Source organism: Prevotella sp. E9-3 (assembly GCF_022024015.1).
GTDB lineage: Bacteria > Bacteroidota > Bacteroidia > Bacteroidales > Bacteroidaceae > Prevotella.
The window spans coordinates 1,939,288-1,956,139 of record NZ_CP091786.1 but is presented as its reverse complement, the minus strand read 5'-3'; the positions used below and the strand labels follow the sequence as shown (position 1 = coordinate 1,956,139).

Genomic DNA, 16,852 nt, shown 5'->3' with positions numbered 1-16,852 from the left:
TAAAATATGGAACAGATAAATGACAGCAGAATAGATCAATGTCTAAATGACATTCAAAAATACGAGAAGTGGGGAAACCTGCTTGCAGGACAAAGTTGGGCGCATCTATTCAACTCTAATGCTCCTGTGAGTGTGTCTGCCATTCATAATGGGTTGGAATGTGTTAAGGCAAAAATGAAACTGAGTGTGCTTCAAGACAATCAGCATACCGATGAAGACAAGAAAAAGCGACTAAATCAGATAGACCTCGACATCCGTCAGACGGAGGAAATTATGAAACATGATTTAGAATATAAGGGGTTATTAATACCATAAATGACAAAAGATACGTTAATAAGATATGGATATAGACGGAATAAAAGAGATAATAGCAAAAGACGAGAACCGAGTGCTTGAACTGAAAAAGACTACGGGGGAACTCATTAAGGGAATGCAGTCGCTATGTGCATTCCTGAATACTGATGGTGGATGGTTGTTCTTTGGCATTACGCCTGACCTAAAGATATTGGGCCAGAACGTAACTGACAGCACCCAAAGGGAAATAGCACATGAGATGACAAAGTTGGAGCCAGCCATCAGTCTGCCCATACAACTCTTCGACATTCCCGAACGACCAGGATTCAGCGTTATTGGAGTGCATTGTGATGGTGCTAAGTTTGGTGATGCGCCTTATACCTACGACGGCAGACCATATTATAAGGTTGAGAGTACAACGGTTCTAATGCCTCGTTCCATGTTTGAGGAACGACTGAGACGTAGCAATCCTAGCCGTTTCGCTTGGGAGAGTCAGACACCTGACAATCTCCATATGGAAGATTTGGACGAGGATCGTATCAAAGGGGCTGTTGCATACGGTGTTGATAGAGGTCGTATGCCGGCATCTGCAATGACTGAAAGTACATGGGGACTGCTTGACAAATTTGCCATGACAGAAAATGGTAAGATCAAGAATGCAGCAGCAGCATTGTTCATCAAGCGTCCTACAGCCTATCCTCAGTTCTTGCTACGTATGGCTCGGTTCCAAGGTACTGAGAAAAAAGTCTTCATTGACAACATGAGGGAAAAGGGCAATTTCTATCAGTTGTTGGATGCAGGTATGGCTTTCCTGTTTAAGCATCTGAATCAAAGTGGAGTAATCAAGGGGCTGCGTAGAGAAGACCGATTGGAGATTCCTGTAGAGGCATTGCGTGAAGCATTGACGAATGCACTTTGTCATCGACTGCTGGATTCGCCAAGTGGTAGTGTCGGCATTTCTGTATTTGATGACCGAGTAGAAATTGAAAACACAGGTCATTTCCCTAACGAGTTGACTGTTGAAACCATCAAACAGTCGCATCGTTCTTTTCCTCAAAACCCCATCATAGCAGAAGCACTGTTCAAAACAGGCTTCTTGGAAAGCTGGGGAACAGGTGTACAGAGAATGATGGATGCTTGTAAGGAAGCAGGATTGCCAGAACCAGAATATGGTACAGATGGCCTATTCGTCTGGATAACCTTCAAGCGTCCAAGTATAGACACAAGCTTAGGCACTAACTTAGACACAAGTTCTGGTAGTAACTCTGATACTAACTCTGATACCAACTCTGATACCAACTCTGATACTCTGATACTTTCTGCTAAGCAAAATGAGGTCTTATTATATTGCATGGTGGAACGAAGTAGCAGAGAAATATTAAATCATATTAATGTCACATATCAAAACAAAAATATTCAGAAGTTCATCAATGAACTAGTAGATGCAGGCTTATTGAAACGTACCATCCCTGACAAGCCTAATTCGCCATTGCAGAAATATATCAAGGCATAACCTCACCATAGCCCATTTCTACAATATTATATAATACCTAAATACATGTGACCCAATATTCGTGTCAAATATGGTATGGTTGACACGTCGTTACACCTATTATATATTATATATAGGGGGGATGCAGCAAAAAAATAGGAAGGCTTTTACCTTCCTATTGACTGTGCGGAGAGTGAGGGATTCAAACCCCCGATACCCAGAAAGGGTATACCGGATTTCGAGTCCAGCGCGATCGATCACTCTGCCAACTCTCCAAAATCCAAACGTTTCCGTTTTTGCAGTGCAAAGGTAAGATTTTTTTCGAGGTTGGCAAAATTTTTAATTGCTTTTTTCGAGCGAATATTAATTTTTTGGCACTAAGGTCTTGCACGGTTCAAAGAAAAGTAGTACCTTTGCACCCGCATTTTGCAAAATAACATTATTTAATTTACAACAAAACGTATGAATCAGTACGAAACCGTTTTCATTTTGACTCCCGTTTTGTCTGACGATCAGACAAAGGAAACGGTCGCTAAATTCAAGAAGGTGCTCGCCGATAAAGGTGCTGAGATTCTGAATGAAGAGGCCTGGGGACTGAAGAAGCTGGCTTATCAGATTGACAAGAAAACTTCAGGATTCTACTTCCTGGTTGAGTTCAAGGCTGAGCCTGCAGTTATTAAGACGCTGGAGACCGCTTTCCGTCGTGACGAGAAAGTGCTTCGCTTCCAGACTGTGAAGCTGGAGAAGTATGCTATTGAGTATGCTGAGAAGCGTCGCAAGAAGTATGCAACTAAATCAGAGGAGGCTTAAATCATGGCAGAAGTATCAGAAATCCGTTATCTCACCGCTCCTTCTATCGACACCAAGAAGAAGAAGTATTGCCGTTTCAAGAAGAGCGGTATCAAGTACATCGACTACAAGGATCCCGAGTTCCTGAAGAAGTTCCTGAACGAGCAGGGTAAGATTCTGCCTCGTCGCATCACCGGTACTTCACTGAAGTATCAGCGTCGTGTGGCTCAGGCCGTGAAGCGTGCACGTCAGATTGCACTGCTGCCTTACGTAACCGATTTGATGAAATAATCTTAAAGGAGGACGCAAGAATGGAAATTATACTGAAAGAAGATATTATCGGCTTGGGATTCAAGAACGATATCGTGAATGTTAAGTCTGGCTATGGCCGCAACTACCTGATTCCTCAGGGAAAAGGCGTGATTGCTTCGCCTTCAGCTAAGAAAATCCTCGCTGAGAACCTGAAGCAGCAGGCTCACAAGCTGGCTGCCCTGAAGGCCGCTGCAGAGGATCGCGCAAAGGCTCTCGAGGGTGTAGCTATCTGTGTAGCTGCCAAGGTGAGCGCAACCGGTCAGCTCTATGGTTCAGTGAATACTGCTACCGTTGCTGAAGAACTGAAGAAGTTGGGTCATGAGGTTGATCGTAAGATCATCACCATGCGCGACATCAAGAAGGTTGGTGACTATGCCGCTTTGGTACACTTCCACAAAGAAGTTATCGTTGAGATTCCTGTAAAGGTTGTAGCTGAGAATGCTCCTGTAGAGGAGGCTCCTGCTGCTCCCGTTGTAGAAGAGACTGTTGCTGAAGCTCCTGTTGTAGAGCAGGAAGAAGCTCCCGCAGCTGAATAAGTAACACTGTAAAACATATCTGTTTTCAATAAAGGATCCCAGCTAACAAGGTGTTGGCTGGGATTCTTGTAGATTTTGAGTATTCATCATCCCGAATATAATGTAGTAATGAAAAGGTTGTCTTTTTTTCTTTTCTTTTTTCTCTCATTCCTGGCAGTAGCAAACGCTCAGGAGGAAACTCCTAATGCTCGACAAGCACGCAGAATTTTCAATACAGCTTATGAACGTGTGTTTGGTCCGCAAGGAGCAAGTCTTCATTATAAAGTAAATATAATAGGTATTTATAAGACTGAGGGAACTATTTCGTTCAAAGAGAAAAAGCAACGTTTTACTGACGAGCGCGTAGATACGTGGAATGATGGCGTGACTGCCTATATGGCCTATAGGAAAAAGAGAACTGTTGAGATTCATAAGGCTAATTCTGATAAGAAAGATAAGTATAGCGGACGGTTCAAGTTCTCGCTTGATGACTTTGACTATAGTGTGGCTAAGGATCCGGAAGGACTGATGCTCACGTTGAAGCAAAAGAAAAAGGCCAAAGGTACTATTAAAGAGGTGAAAGCACTCGTGGAACAGGGGTCTTATGCGCCGAAGAGATTAAGGATTAAGGTGGCGTTTATCTGGACAACCGTTCAAATTTCTGACTTCAAGTCGGGAGGCATTTCAGACAATCTCTTTGTTTTTCCGCATGAGAAGTTCAAAGAGGGCTGGAAGTTTGTAGATAAGAGGTGATTTCTTGTTCATCGACTAATTCTCGCAATGCTGTTTCCAGTATCTCGGTGGGGTATGGAAGCTTGTAGAGTTCGTGAACAAGGTGTTTGTTGCCGTCACCCATCAACTTGGTGATTTCTGTTTTGACTTTATTGATATCTTCCCTGTGTTCCTTTTTTACTGAAAGGCATACGTCGCAATGGCCACAGGGTAGTGTGTTGGTTTCTCCGAAGTAACGAAGTAACTGCTGGGAGTGGCATTGGTTGGTTGTGGTGATGTACTTCACCATAGCGGCTATTCGTGCAGCAAATCGCAGGCGAAGTTCTTCATAAACCTCGGGCGGAAACAGGAGGAATTGAGAGTCTTCACGACGCTGCCTGTAGCGTATGTATGGTGTACGCTTTTGTGGAATGAAACTTATTATGTGCTTCTGTGATAAGGATTTAAGACATTCGCGTACAGTAAACCTTTGGAGTCCTGAGTTCTGGGCAATGAACTCTTCGTCAATGAATGCATAGTCATTGAACAGTCCGCTATACATTCTTAATAGAGTTACTATCACAGCATCTTCGTTGGGAGTATTTCCCCTCAGTCGGTAAAGTTCATCGCGTTCAAGGATAAACATGACGCGCGCCTGGTTGTCTTTATCTTCCGAGTATTCTATATAGCCTGCTCGGTCGAGTATTTTCAAGGCGGCATCAACCTGTGTGGGGAACATCTTATAGACATGGCAGAACCTGTCGATGGGAAATTCGTGGGAAGTGTTGTAGCCAGCGCCTACGGCTATTTGATAGAAATAGGCGAGTGAATCATAGACTTTCCGGATATATTCCTTCGGTGGAAAAGTGTCAATAATCTTCTTCTGAAGCTTTGCTGTATCGGCATTGTTGACAATGAGTACCGCATAGGCTTTCTTTCCATCGCGGCCTGCACGTCCAGCTTCCTGGAAATAGGCCTCAATACTGCTTGGACAATCAATGTGAGCTACCAGTCGGACATCGGGTTTGTCTATGCCCATGCCGAAGGCGTTGGTGGAAACGATAACACGCACATGGTCTTTCTGCCATTCTTCCTGTCGGCTGAGCTTTACATCGTTATCAAGACCTGCATGATAGAAAGTAGCGCTGATGCCTGCCTTTTGAAGCTGCTCTGCACACTCCTTTGTACGGCGGCGGCTATTGACATAGACAATGGCTGAACCCTTCATGTTGGAAAGAATGTGGATGAGCTGTTCCATCTTGTCTGGCACATTGCGTACAATATAGGCAAGATTGCGTCGCTCGAAACTCATTCTGAACACATTCTTCTCGTGGAACTGAAGATTGTTCTGTATGTCATCAATCACCTCGGGGGTGGCTGTTGCTGTAAGGGCAAGGATGGGTACATCAGGCAAATCCTGACGGATGCTGGCTATTTCAAGGTAGCTGGGGCGGAAGTCATAGCCCCATTGGGAAATGCAATGGGCTTCATCTACACAGATGAAGCTAACCTTCATGTGACGCAGCTTTGTACGGAAAAAATCGGTAGAGAGGCGTTCGGGGGATACATAAAGCAGTTTGACTGCACCGAACACTGTGTTGTCTAAAATACGTACTATCTCGCTCTGGGGAAGGTCGGAGTTGATAGCAGCAGCAGGAATACCGTTATTACGCAGGTGAACTACCTGATCGTTCATCAGGGCTATCAGGGGAGTTATCACGATACATACGCCTTCTTTAGCCAACGCCGGTACCTGAAAGGTGATGGACTTTCCACCACCTGTAGGCATAAGGCCTAATGTGTCGCGTCCTTCGCCAATTGAAGTAATGATGTCTTGCTGGATACCACGAAAATCATCGTATCCCCAATAACGTTTCAGAATGGCTTTGTAGCGAGCTAAAGAAGTATTGTCGTCGTTACTGGTCACTGGGCTTGATGTCTTCTATCTGCAGTTGCACTTCACCACGCTTATAGATATTCTCCTCGATAGAGTAAACAATGTCGAACGAACATTTTGACTTGATGTAGCGTGCTGCTGCACTTTGACCGAATGCAATGCCGTTCATCACATTGCTCGACTGTGAATCAACCAGTTCCAACTTAATGTGTTCCTGCTGGCGGCCTACAACTTTAGACGTGCCGTAGTCGTAAACATTGCGAGTGCAGAACAAGGGCTTGGGATTGTCTGGACCATGAGGGGCCAGTTTCTTTAAGTCGTTCTGGAGTCGTTTGGAAATATCCTTGAAGTCAAGAGTGGATTCAATCTCTAACAATGCCTCTGTCTGTTCCGGGTGGATGTGTGTGCTGACATATTCCTGAAAACGACGACGGAATTCGGGAATGTTCTCTACACGCAATGACAAACCTACAGCATAGGTGTGACCACCAAAATTCTCAAGTAGGTCGCGACAGCTCTTAATAGCATCATAGATGTCGTAGCCAGCCACACTACGGGCCGAACCACTGGCAATGCCATCCTGGCAAGATAAGACTACCGTGGGGCGGAAGTAGATTTCGGTGAGACGTGAGGCAACGATACCTACCACACCTTTTTTCCAACCTTCATCATAAAGAACAATGGCTGACTGGTGTTCCTGGCTCTCCAAACGTTCTACAATCTGGTTGGCCTCTTCAGTCATTTGTTTGTCAATATCCTTGCGCTGTTCGTTGTATTCATTGATATGGGTGGCTTCGGTCAGCGCTTTCTGAATATCCTTTTCAACCAACAAGTCAACGGTCTCTGTTCCGTTTTGAACACGACCAGAGGCATTGATGCGAGGACCTATCTTAAAGATGATATCGCTCATTGTGATTTCGCGACCCGTGAGTCCACATATCTCAATGATAGCTTTCAAGCCAACACTCGGATTCTGGTTCAGTTGTTTGAGTCCATGGAGGGCAAGGATTCTGTTTTCACCCATCACCGGAACAATGTCGGCAGCTATGCTGACAGCGCAGAAATCGAGTAGGGGAATGAGCTGTGAGAAAGGAATACCGTTGTTTTTGGCAAAAGCCTGCATGAACTTAAAACCTACGCCACAGCCGCAGAGATGTTTAAAGGGGTAGGTAGAATCAACACGCTTGGGGTTAAGAATGGCTACAGCACAGGGCAGTACATCATCGGGAACGTGATGATCGCAGATGATGAAGTCAATACCTAAACTCTTTGCATACGCTATTTCTTCGATTGCCTTAATGCCGCAATCGAGTACAATAATCAACTTTACACCTTGTTGGGCAGCATAGTCAAGTCCTTTCTTGCTGATTCCATAGCCTTCTTCATATCGGTTAGGGATATAATACTCAATATTTGAGTAGAATTGCTGTAAGAACTTATAGACAAGTGCAACGGCGGTACATCCGTCAACATCGTAGTCGCCGTAAACCATAATGCGCTCTTTGCGTCCCATTGCATCGTTCAAACGATCTACGGCCACGTCCATATCGTTCATCAGGAACGGGTCGATAAGTTCGTTGAGCATTGGTCGGAAGAACCGCTTGGCCGCTGACTCGGTCTTAATACCGCGACGGAAGAGCAGTTGGCCAATAACGGGACTCATGCCGATTTTCTCGGCCAGTTCCTTAGCTGCTTGCTGTTGTTCGGGTGTAGGCTGTTCGTAATTCCATTTGAAATGCATTATATATTTTATTTATTCTTGTCTGTTTTATGGTGCCCATAAACGTAGAAAGAACAGCAATTGGATAGCCGTCCGGATAAGAGGGCATACAAAGATAATGATAATAATCGAAATAACATTGCATTCTGTCAGAATTTTAACAGAATGTTACATCTTTACTCGTATCGCATTGAGCGAGCCGGATGAATTTTGGCTACAAGGTAGCTCGGTGCAATTAGAACAAAGATACTGATGAAGAGGGTCGCAATGTTCAATAGTAAAACATAGAACAGGTTTAGTTCCATCGGGGCCTCGCTTACGTAGTAGGTCTGGGGATCGAGGGTTACAATACCGGTTGTCTGTTGTAGAATAACGAGACCGATACCGATGATGTTACCCCAAAGAAGACCTCGACTGATAATGAATACGGAGAACCAAAGAAATGTTTTGCGTATCATGGAATCGCGGGCACCAAGTGCTTTCAGAATGCCTATCATCTGCGTGCGTTCAAGGATGATGATGAGCAAGCCGCTGGTCATTGTAAAGCCAGCCAAAACAATCATCAAACCAAGGATAATCCATACGTTGATATCAAGCAGTTCAAGCCATGAGAATATCTGAGGATAGGCATCGGTAATGGTGCGTGAAGAAAAAGTGTTGTTGTAGGCATCGAGTGTGCGATTCACCTTTTTTACAACGTTGTGACTGGCGGTTTCAAGATGGTCGAAATCATCAACGATAAGTTCGGCTCCTGAGCATTGGTCGGTAAACCATCCATTCAGTTTGTTCGTTGCATAAATGTCTGTCAGACAGAAAGAATCATCGAATCGCTTCATGTTTGTCTGATAGATAGCCTTTACTGTAAACCGACGGGCTTTAACCCCTTCGTCGCTGATGAAATAGGCAAAGATACGATCGTCTATTTTCAGTCGCAGTTTTTGCGCAATGGTCTTTGAAATAACAAGGGGATACTTTGTTGAGGAATCGCAAAACTGGGGAAGTTCGCCTTCAACAAGATTCTCTTGAATAAAACTTAGGTCATATTCCTGACCGATGCCTTTGAGGGCTACGCCCAGAAAGTCTTCATCGGTTTTAAGAATTCCTTGTGTGATGGCATAACGTTCAGCATGCTTGATGCCAGGAATTGTTTCCAATAACTGCAGCATGCTGTCGTTGATACAAATGGGGAAGTCGGAAGCTGTATTGAACGACATGATGTTCTCTACCTGGATATGACTTCCAAAACCTGCTACCTTGTCACGAATGGTGTGCTTGAATCCGATAACCACGCTGACGGTCACAATCATCACAGCCAATCCTATAGCTACACCAATGGTAGCTATACGAATGGCGGGCCGACTGACTGACTTTTGGCGTATCGGTTTGTCATCGGCATCCGTTTCAACTTTTCCTCCGTAGATACGGCGTGAGAGAAAAAGGGGCAGATTCATATAGGATTACTCGTTAACGGTTCTCCCAGGGTAAGCCTCAAGCGCTTTACGAAGTACTACGAGAGCCTGATTAAGATCTTCTTTCTTCAGCACATAAGCGATGCGAACTTGGTCGCGCCCGGCTCCTGGAGTGGTATAGAATCCTGCTGCGGGAGCCATCATGACGGTAGCTCCTTCATACTCGAAATCGGAAAGACACCAGCGGCAGAATATCTCAGCATCGTCAACCGGAAGCTTGGCTACTGTGTAGAAAGCACCCATAGGAATAGGCGAGTAAACGCCAGGAATACGGTTCAGACCGTCTATCAGACATTTACGGCGTTCAACATATTCATCGTAAACGTCACGATAGTACTCTTCAGGAGCATCAAGAGATGCCTCGGCCACAATCTGACCGATAAGAGGTGGAGAAAGACGAGCCTGACAGAATTTCATTACGGCTGCACGCACCTCTTTGTTCTTTGTGATAAGGGCACCGATTCGAATACCGCATTCAGAATAACGCTTTGAAACTGAGTCAATAAGAATAACATTCTGTTCAATACCGTCCAAATGGCAGGCGGAAATATAGGGAGAACCGGTATAGATGTATTCACGATAAACTTCGTCGGAGAACAGATAAAGGTCGTATTTTTTCACCAAGTCGCGAATCTGATTCATTTCACGACGAGTGTATAGATAACCAGTTGGGTTGTTGGGATTGCATATCATGATAGCACGTGTACGCTCGTTGATAAGCTCCTCAAATTTCTCAACCTTGGGCAGAGAGAAACCTTCATCGATTGTAGTGGCTATGGTGCGGATTTTTGCACCAGCAGATATAGCAAAAGCCATATAGTTGGCATAGGCCGGTTCTGGCACAATAATCTCGTCGCCAGGATTCAGACACGACATAAAAGCAAAGAGAACAGCTTCTGAGCCGCCTGATGTGATAATGATATCGTCGGCAGTAACATTGATGTTGTATTTTGCATAATAGCCAACGAGCTTCTCACGATAGCTGAGATACCCCTGTGAAGGAGAGTATTCCAGAATCTTGCGGTCAATATGCTTCAAAGCGTCAAGAGCCACATCGGGAGTGGGAAGGTCCGGCTGGCCGATGTTCAGATGATAAACTTTGGTACCTCTTTTCTTGGCAGCTGCTGCCAAAGGAGCCAGTTTGCGAATAGGGCTTTCGGGCATCTCAAGGCCTCGAACAGATATTTCTGGCATCTTCTATCTTTGTTTTTATTAGTTCTAAATTTCTATACTCTATTCATCATTCATGACCTTGGCTTTGGTTATTAGCGGTTGTCATTCCTCCTCTTGAGGAGTTCTTAGAATGATGCTTGTGGCACCGATAGTGAACAACTGTCCGTCGTTGATGATTCGTCGTTCGCGATCACCAAGTATTACATTGTCGACAAAGGTACCTGTATAACTGGGACCGTCTTTGAGTTCGTATTTTAAACGTCCGCGCTTGTCGCGAGATACAGTTATAGTGCAATGAAGTAAATCAACGCTGGGATCGACAGTCTCGATAGGGGTGTTGATGGGATTCCCTTTCTGATAGCGACCTATTTGGTTCTCACCCATCTTTAAAGGGAGTATCTGCTTGTAGTGAAACACGTTCTCGATGACGACTATACTGCCAAAATCGCTATCGTCGGGCATCTCGGTTTGCTGGTTCAAGGATTGTGTTTCTTCCTTCTGAGTTTGTTTCAGTTTGGATGTACCAATACGGATGCCAAACTGCTTACCGCAATCAGGACATTGGAACACGAGCTTCTGACCCGGTTCATAGCGTGTTTCGTCGAAAGTTATGTATTGATCACATTTGGGACAACGTACTCGCTTCATTGCTCAAAAAAGAATTAATCTTTGACATGAAGCACCCATGCTTCTTTGAAGTTGTTGTTATCAGCACGGTATTTTCTCAACTGTGATTGTGCTTCTTCTTCAGAATTGAATGAACCAATCACTACTCTTACCTTTGCAGTATTCTGCATACTCATCGTTTGGGCACCTTCAATGCCGCTCTTTGAAAGACGAGCAATAAATTCTTCTGCATGGATAAGGGGGGTCTGACTGGCAAGAACGATCGTATAAACTGATGAAGTTTCCTTGACGGGAGCTTCACTATTTATCATTTCCTCAGAGCGTTCCATTGAAACACTCTCAGCGTTTGGCTGATTCTCTTCCGGTGTTTCAGCTATTTGCTCTTGCTTTTCCTGGACACTTGCTGCTGTGATAACTGGCAGTACGCTGCTCTGTTGAACAGTCTCACTCAATTCGCTATTGCCTACAGGCGTGCTGATAAAGAAGAACAAAAGGATGGATGCTGCCATAGCAACCATGTTGCGAATCCAAGACATACGGATAACAATCGTATCGTCATTGACTGTACTGTCGTCAATCTTCTCATGATTATCATCCTTAGTGATTTCTTCAAGTTGGATGGGTTTAATAAGGGCCTCTTTCTTTTCTTCTTTTACCTCGGCGCTCTGAAGCAGACTTGAAATGGTTTGCATGGAGAACGAGCTGAGACCATAGAGCATAGGACTAAGGATTCCTGCCTCGCAAGGTTGAAACTCATAGCGTCCTTCATCGTTCAGAGTGATAGTTCCAAGGTCGGTCAGTTCGTATTCGCCTTCACTTTCCAAGTGTTGTTTCAGTTCTTCAACCTCATTCTCGATGCGACGTAAAGCCTCTGGATAACTGATATCATAGGCTTCAATATAACTTTGAACGAGAAGATGGTCGTTGATTTTGAGTTGAGGATTGAACCCAAGCGTACGGAGAGGAGGTAAAAACATCTTGTCGCTCTCGTCATAACGCGCATCAGAATGGTGGGCCATGAAGCCTCCAAATCCCGGAACAATCACACAATCATTGTTCAACAGGAGTATTTCAATATGTCTATTCAGTTCAATCACGTTGCAAAATTACGTTTTTTTCTTGATATGAACAAATAAAAAGCAGGATAATAATAAAACAAATACAAAAAAAGTTTTCCTCATACAAAATAATATTTGTACTTTTGCAAACTGTTAAAATAATAATACTTTATAAATGGAATATATATCTACAGCTATTGAAGGAGTTTACCTTATTGAACCAAAGATTTTCAATGATGCTCGTGGCTATTTCTTTGAAGCATGGAAGAAGGAAGAGTTTGAAGAGAAGATCGGAAAAGTTGATTTTGTTCAAGACAATGAGTCAAAATCTTCGTACGGTGTGTTGCGTGGCCTTCATTATCAAAAAGGTGATTATTCTCAGGCCAAATTGGTGAGAGTGATTAAAGGAAAGGTGCTTGATGTGGCAGTTGACCTTCGTAGAAACTCTCCAACCTTCGGCAAACATGTCATGGTAGAACTGAGTGAAGATAATAAGCGTCAGTTCTTTATTCCAAGAGGTTTCGCGCATGGTTTCCTGGTGTTGAGCCAAGAAGCTATCTTTACCTATAAAGTAGATAATGTATATGCTCCTCAGGCTGAAGCAGGAGTTCGTTGGAATGATCCTGACCTCGCCATAGAGTGGCCCATTGATCCCAAAGATGTGGTGACCAGCGAGAAGGACTTGAAGGCACCTTTGTTTAAAGAGGCAGAATGTTTTTGATTATTAACCTAATTAAATAATAAGTAATGAACATTGCAGTTGTTGGTACCGGCTATGTAGGACTGGTAACAGGAACATGTTTCGCCGAAACTGGCGTAAACGTGACTTGCGTCGATGTGGATGCAAACAAAATTGAGAGACTTCAAAAGGGAGAAATTCCCATCTACGAGCCTGGGTTAGACCAGATGGTTCTTAAGAATGTTAAGGCTGGCCGCCTGTCGTTTACAACCGATTTGGCTTCTGTTCTCAACGAACAGGATGTTGTATTCTCTGCTGTAGGTACTCCTCCAGACGAAGACGGTTCGGCTGACTTGAAATACGTGCTTCAGGTAGCTAAGACTATCGGCGCTAATATTAATAAATATGTTGTAGTGGTGACAAAATCTACGGTTCCCGTTGGAACTGCAAAGAAAGTACGCGCTGCTATTGAGGAAGAACTGAAGAAACGAGGCGAGGATATTCCTTTCGATGTGGCCTCAAACCCAGAGTTCCTGAAGGAAGGTAGTGCTATTAAAGACTTTATGTCGCCTGACCGCGTAGTTGTCGGTGTAGAAAGTGAAAAAGCCAAGAAAGTTCTTTCCAAGTTGTACAAGCCGTTCCTGCTGAATAATTTCCGCGTTATTTTTATGGACATTCCTTCAGCCGAGATGACAAAATATGCGGCTAACTCTATGCTGGCCACACGTATTTCGTTCATGAACGATATTGCAAACCTTTGTGAGAGAGTGGGCGCCGATGTGAATATGGTTCGCGCAGGTATTGGCGCTGATACCCGTATTGGCCGCAAATTCCTCTATGCTGGTTGCGGCTATGGTGGCAGTTGTTTCCCCAAGGATGTGAAGGCGCTTATAAAGACAGCCGACCAGGAAGGTTACTCTATGGAAGTGCTGAAAGCTGTTGAGCGTGTGAATGAGAAACAGAAGAGTGTTCTTTTTGAAAAACTGTCGAAAGCTTTTGAAGGCCAGTCTTTGAAAGGCAAGGTGGTTGCTATGTGGGGACTTTCGTTTAAGCCTGAGACCGACGACATGCGTGAGTCAACTGCTTTGGTGATGATTCAGAAACTGCTTGAGGCTGGTTGCGTAGTTCGTGCTTACGATCCTATTGCAATGGACGAGTGTAAGCGTCGCATAGGTGATACCATTACTTACTGTCGGGACATGTATGATGCTGTGCTTGATGCCGATGCTTTGCTTTTGCTTACTGAGTGGAAAGAATTCCGTCTGCCTACTTGGGGTGTCATCAAGAAGGCGATGCACAATCCGCTGGTGATTGATGGCCGAAACATCTTTGATAGTGAAGAACTGCAAGAAAACGGCTTTGAGTATCATTGCATTGGAAAATAAGTGCTATTCATAAAACAATAAGACATAAAGAAATCGTCAGCAAACAACTTGCTGACGATTTCTTTATATTCCTCATTTGTTCTTTTTCTTTTTGTTTTGTCCTTATCTTCTATTCACCCAACCAATTGTCTATTAGTTTGCGAGCTATTGATAGCTTCTCGGGAATCTTAGGTAGGTGGTCCTTATGGAACCATCCTGCTTTTTTCAATTCTTCTCGTTGGACATGAATCTCGCCACTCTCGTAGTCGGCATTAAAGCCTACCATCAATCCACTTGGGTATGGCCACGGTTGTGAACCAAAATATCGGATATTTTTAATATTGATGCCCGTTTCTTCCTTAACTTCACGAACCACGGCTTCTTCAAGTGTTTCGCCAGTTTCCACAAATCCCGCAATCAACCCATAGAAGTCGCTACGAAAATTACGTCCTCTTGCCAACAACACTTCATCGCCTCGATGAATCAATACGATGACTGCTGTGGCTAACTGAGGCCAAACTTCTTTTCCACAATGCTCACAACGTTTTGAAATGTCGGTATGGAATTTCATTGGCCCTCCACAGATGCCACAGAAACGAGTGTTCTTATCCCAATATATGAGCTCAGCACATTTCCCTGCTTTCAGGTAGAGTTCGAATGGTAGTTTGTAATAGCTCTGTCGAAGCGGACACATCTCATAGCGTTCCTGGTCGGTAACGGGATGATCTATTGCGTATGCTTTTACCTCTATATCATTTAGAGGGGTGATGTTTAGAATCACCGTCCACGGTTTTATAGGAATAGGGGGCTCTTCAGCAAGGGGAATCGTATAAGTTCCGTCTTCGCATTTTTCGAGCATTATATCGTCTTTGCAGAATATAAAATAATAACGTTTCATTGTTTTATAATGTTGGACTAGTGTGGGTGGGAATTTTTCTGCTAAGTAATTGAATTTCGATTTATTACCGCTTATTCATTGAATATAAACTTTCGGTCTCTTTTACCAGCAGGAATAGTCCATTCCTCAGGTATAAACTTCCAGTTGCTAGCTGCTTTTGGAATCACATTACCCTGACGTTCAATCTCTTCCATCAGATAATGACGAAGGTCGAGGGGGGATTGATATATGATGCGGCTGTTCAGCGAGTCTTTTGGAATACCTGCTCCATGAATCAATAAATCGCCACCTCCATTTCCGCGATAGCTATTCATAACTACATTATATGTCTTGTTTATGTCAAAGGGTTCCCCGTTTGACATACGTAGAATCTTAACCTTCTGACCATTGGGTTTCCTGACGTCAACTTCATAGTCGATACCAGCGGCAGAGTCGAAATTGAATGTAAAATTGCGAAAGCCCATTCGTTGTTGGTCGCCTTGAGTTCTTTTGTTGAGTAATAGAAGATGGTCGTCCGGGCTAGTCATCGTGTTTGCCCATAAATCGTAGCTCATCTCAAGATGACCGAGTATCTCTTTGCCTGTCATTTTAAGAATATACAGATTGTTCTCAAACCGGTAGAGTTTGAACATATCGGCAACAGTTACTTCGCCTTTCTCTATACGACTGTCAAAGGATAGGGGAGCGTTAAACGAAATGTCTGCATGAGAGATTCGTAATTGCATCTCGTGAATAAAGTCGGTAAAGGCGCTGTTCCCGAAATAAGAGTCGCGTGTAGTCATAGAATTGGCAAATGTGCCGATTCGACGATTAACGTATTGCTTGATGGCATCAATCTGCTGCTGGAAATGTGAAACCATTTGCTGGTCGATTTCTTCATTACGTACATCAACGATCTTACCTACGAGGTTCTTGGATATGATTTTACCTTTTTTTAATTTTATCTCAATGTCAACCTCGGCAACATTTTGAGCATAGCAGGATGGGTCTACACATACAACATCCTCGCCTTTTGTGTTTTGTAGGCGGATGTTGTGAACTTGGTGGTCGTGGCCAAAGAATATCGCATCAAAACCGTCAACTTCCTGAGCTACACGCTTAGTGGCATCTTCCTCAATTCCGTTCTCCATCGTGATACCGCCGTCTAAACCACTATGGAATAGACCAAATATCAAATCTGCATGCTCAACTTCCTTCAGATGCTTCACCCATTTACGGGCGCAAGATACCATTTCCTGAAATTCTAAACCTTGATATAGACTTTCGTTTAACCAACAGGGAATTGCAGGAGTAACCATGCCGATAATCGCAATCTTAATACCTTCGCGCTCGAAAAGGGCATAGGGATGTATATAAGGCTGCTGGTTGTCTTTATTTACAATATTTGCGCCAAGCATAGGGCATCGAACTTCGCGAATCCATTTGTCGTAAACGCCATGTCCTGTTTCAATATCATGATTACCAACTGTCTCAGCATCGTATTGCATGTAATTAATAACAGAAGCTGCTATGTTTTCTGAAATGGTAATACTTTTAATGCTTTCCTGCATGGGCAGAACGTAGTTGGACCAATAACAGGTGGGCTGTCCCTGGAGAATGTCGCCATTGTCTATGAGTAGTAGGTTCTTGCCATACTCTTTGCGTTGTTTGGCTACATAGGTATTTACGCGTGATAATGTACCCTTCAGTGGTTTGTTGCCAATAAAGTCGTATGGGAAGAAATGACCATGTACATCACTTGTCTCGATAACTTTAAGAGTGACAGTCTTTTCCTTTGAAATAGCCATTGCAGGAACTAAGCTAAATATAAAAAATGTAACTGTAAGCAAATGTTTCATTTTAAATCTCTCTTCA

The 16,852-nt window shown here is 43.7% G+C and carries 16 protein-coding genes and 1 tRNA gene; 8 read left to right on the top strand and 9 right to left on the bottom strand.

Annotated elements, in window-relative coordinates; genetic code table 11:
- Positions 1 to 6: 6 nt before the first annotated feature.
- Positions 7 to 315, top strand: coding sequence for a hypothetical protein (locus tag L6475_RS07180; protein WP_237818561.1), 309 nt, complete (start codon positions 7 to 9; stop codon positions 313 to 315).
- A gap of 25 nt (positions 316 to 340) precedes the next feature.
- A complete protein-coding gene (locus L6475_RS07175) occupies positions 341 to 1,807 on the top strand; it encodes an ATP-binding protein (RefSeq protein ID WP_237818559.1) in 1,467 nt (488 codons plus the stop codon).
- A gap of 166 nt (positions 1,808 to 1,973) precedes the next feature.
- Here L6475_RS07175 and L6475_RS07170 read toward each other — a convergent pair.
- Positions 1,974 to 2,061 (bottom strand) — tRNA-Ser (locus tag L6475_RS07170).
- 187 nt (positions 2,062 to 2,248) lie between these two features.
- Between L6475_RS07170 and rpsF the strand changes: the two genes are divergently transcribed.
- The 4 genes from rpsF to L6475_RS07150 all read left to right on the top strand — a co-directional run bounded on the left by rpsF (position 2,249) and on the right by L6475_RS07150 (position 4,155).
- Positions 2,249 to 2,596, top strand: a complete 348-nt coding sequence (gene rpsF, locus L6475_RS07165) for a 30S ribosomal protein S6 (protein WP_237818558.1) — start codon at positions 2,249 to 2,251, stop codon at positions 2,594 to 2,596.
- A 3-nt stretch (positions 2,597 to 2,599) separates the two neighbouring features.
- Positions 2,600 to 2,866: a 30S ribosomal protein S18 gene (rpsR, locus tag L6475_RS07160; protein ID WP_237818556.1), complete on the top strand. Its 267-nt coding sequence runs from the start codon at positions 2,600 to 2,602 to the stop codon at positions 2,864 to 2,866.
- A 20-nt stretch (positions 2,867 to 2,886) separates the two neighbouring features.
- On the top strand, positions 2,887 to 3,423 hold the full coding sequence (gene rplI, locus L6475_RS07155) for a 50S ribosomal protein L9 (protein ID WP_237818554.1): 537 nt from the start codon (positions 2,887 to 2,889) through the stop codon (positions 3,421 to 3,423).
- Between the two features lie 108 nt (positions 3,424 to 3,531).
- Positions 3,532 to 4,155 carry a hypothetical protein gene (locus tag L6475_RS07150; RefSeq protein WP_237818552.1) on the top strand — a complete coding sequence of 208 codons (624 nt, stop codon included), beginning with the start codon at positions 3,532 to 3,534 and terminating at the stop codon, positions 4,153 to 4,155.
- On the opposite strand, the gene L6475_RS07145 is transcribed toward L6475_RS07150, so the two are convergent.
- The 6 genes from L6475_RS07145 to L6475_RS07120 form a co-directional block, all read right to left on the bottom strand.
- Positions 4,121 to 6,040 (bottom strand): ATP-dependent DNA helicase RecQ, encoded by a 1,920-nt coding sequence (locus tag L6475_RS07145; RefSeq protein WP_237818550.1) that lies wholly within the window; start codon positions 6,038 to 6,040, stop codon positions 4,121 to 4,123. The genes L6475_RS07150 and L6475_RS07145 overlap by 35 nt on opposite strands.
- Positions 6,030 to 7,751: a single-stranded-DNA-specific exonuclease RecJ gene (gene recJ, locus L6475_RS07140; protein WP_237818548.1), complete on the bottom strand. Its 1,722-nt coding sequence runs from the start codon at positions 7,749 to 7,751 to the stop codon at positions 6,030 to 6,032. Before recJ ends, L6475_RS07145 begins: the two co-directional genes overlap by 11 nt.
- A gap of 155 nt (positions 7,752 to 7,906) precedes the next feature.
- Positions 7,907 to 9,181, bottom strand: a complete 1,275-nt coding sequence (locus tag L6475_RS07135; RefSeq protein WP_237818546.1) for an FtsX-like permease family protein — start codon at positions 9,179 to 9,181, stop codon at positions 7,907 to 7,909.
- A gap of 6 nt (positions 9,182 to 9,187) precedes the next feature.
- Positions 9,188 to 10,393 carry a pyridoxal phosphate-dependent aminotransferase gene (locus L6475_RS07130; protein ID WP_237818544.1) on the bottom strand — a complete coding sequence of 402 codons (1,206 nt, stop codon included), beginning with the start codon at positions 10,391 to 10,393 and terminating at the stop codon, positions 9,188 to 9,190.
- An 81-nt stretch (positions 10,394 to 10,474) separates the two neighbouring features.
- Positions 10,475 to 11,020 (bottom strand): FHA domain-containing protein, encoded by a 546-nt coding sequence (locus L6475_RS07125; protein ID WP_237818542.1) that lies wholly within the window; start codon positions 11,018 to 11,020, stop codon positions 10,475 to 10,477.
- 14 nt (positions 11,021 to 11,034) lie between these two features.
- Entirely contained in the window at positions 11,035 to 12,096 is a 1,062-nt protein-coding gene (locus L6475_RS07120; RefSeq protein ID WP_237818540.1) for an SPOR domain-containing protein, read from the bottom strand.
- Between the two features lie 136 nt (positions 12,097 to 12,232).
- On the opposite strand from L6475_RS07120, the gene rfbC reads away from it, so the two are divergent.
- Together rfbC and L6475_RS07110 are read left to right on the top strand one after the other, a co-directional pair.
- Positions 12,233 to 12,778 (top strand): dTDP-4-dehydrorhamnose 3,5-epimerase, encoded by a 546-nt coding sequence (gene rfbC, locus L6475_RS07115; protein ID WP_237818538.1) that lies wholly within the window; start codon positions 12,233 to 12,235, stop codon positions 12,776 to 12,778.
- Between the two features lie 26 nt (positions 12,779 to 12,804).
- Positions 12,805 to 14,121, top strand: coding sequence for a UDP-glucose/GDP-mannose dehydrogenase family protein (locus tag L6475_RS07110; protein WP_237818536.1), 1,317 nt, complete (start codon positions 12,805 to 12,807; stop codon positions 14,119 to 14,121).
- Positions 14,122 to 14,230: 109 nt separating this feature from the next.
- On the opposite strand, the gene nudC is transcribed toward L6475_RS07110, so the two are convergent.
- Together nudC and L6475_RS07100 are read right to left on the bottom strand one after the other, a co-directional pair.
- Positions 14,231 to 14,998, bottom strand: coding sequence for an NAD(+) diphosphatase (nudC, locus tag L6475_RS07105; protein ID WP_237818534.1), 768 nt, complete (start codon positions 14,996 to 14,998; stop codon positions 14,231 to 14,233).
- A 71-nt stretch (positions 14,999 to 15,069) separates the two neighbouring features.
- On the bottom strand, positions 15,070 to 16,836 hold the full coding sequence (locus L6475_RS07100) for a bifunctional UDP-sugar hydrolase/5'-nucleotidase (RefSeq protein WP_237818532.1): 1,767 nt from the start codon (positions 16,834 to 16,836) through the stop codon (positions 15,070 to 15,072).
- Positions 16,837 to 16,852 lie beyond the last annotated feature (16 nt).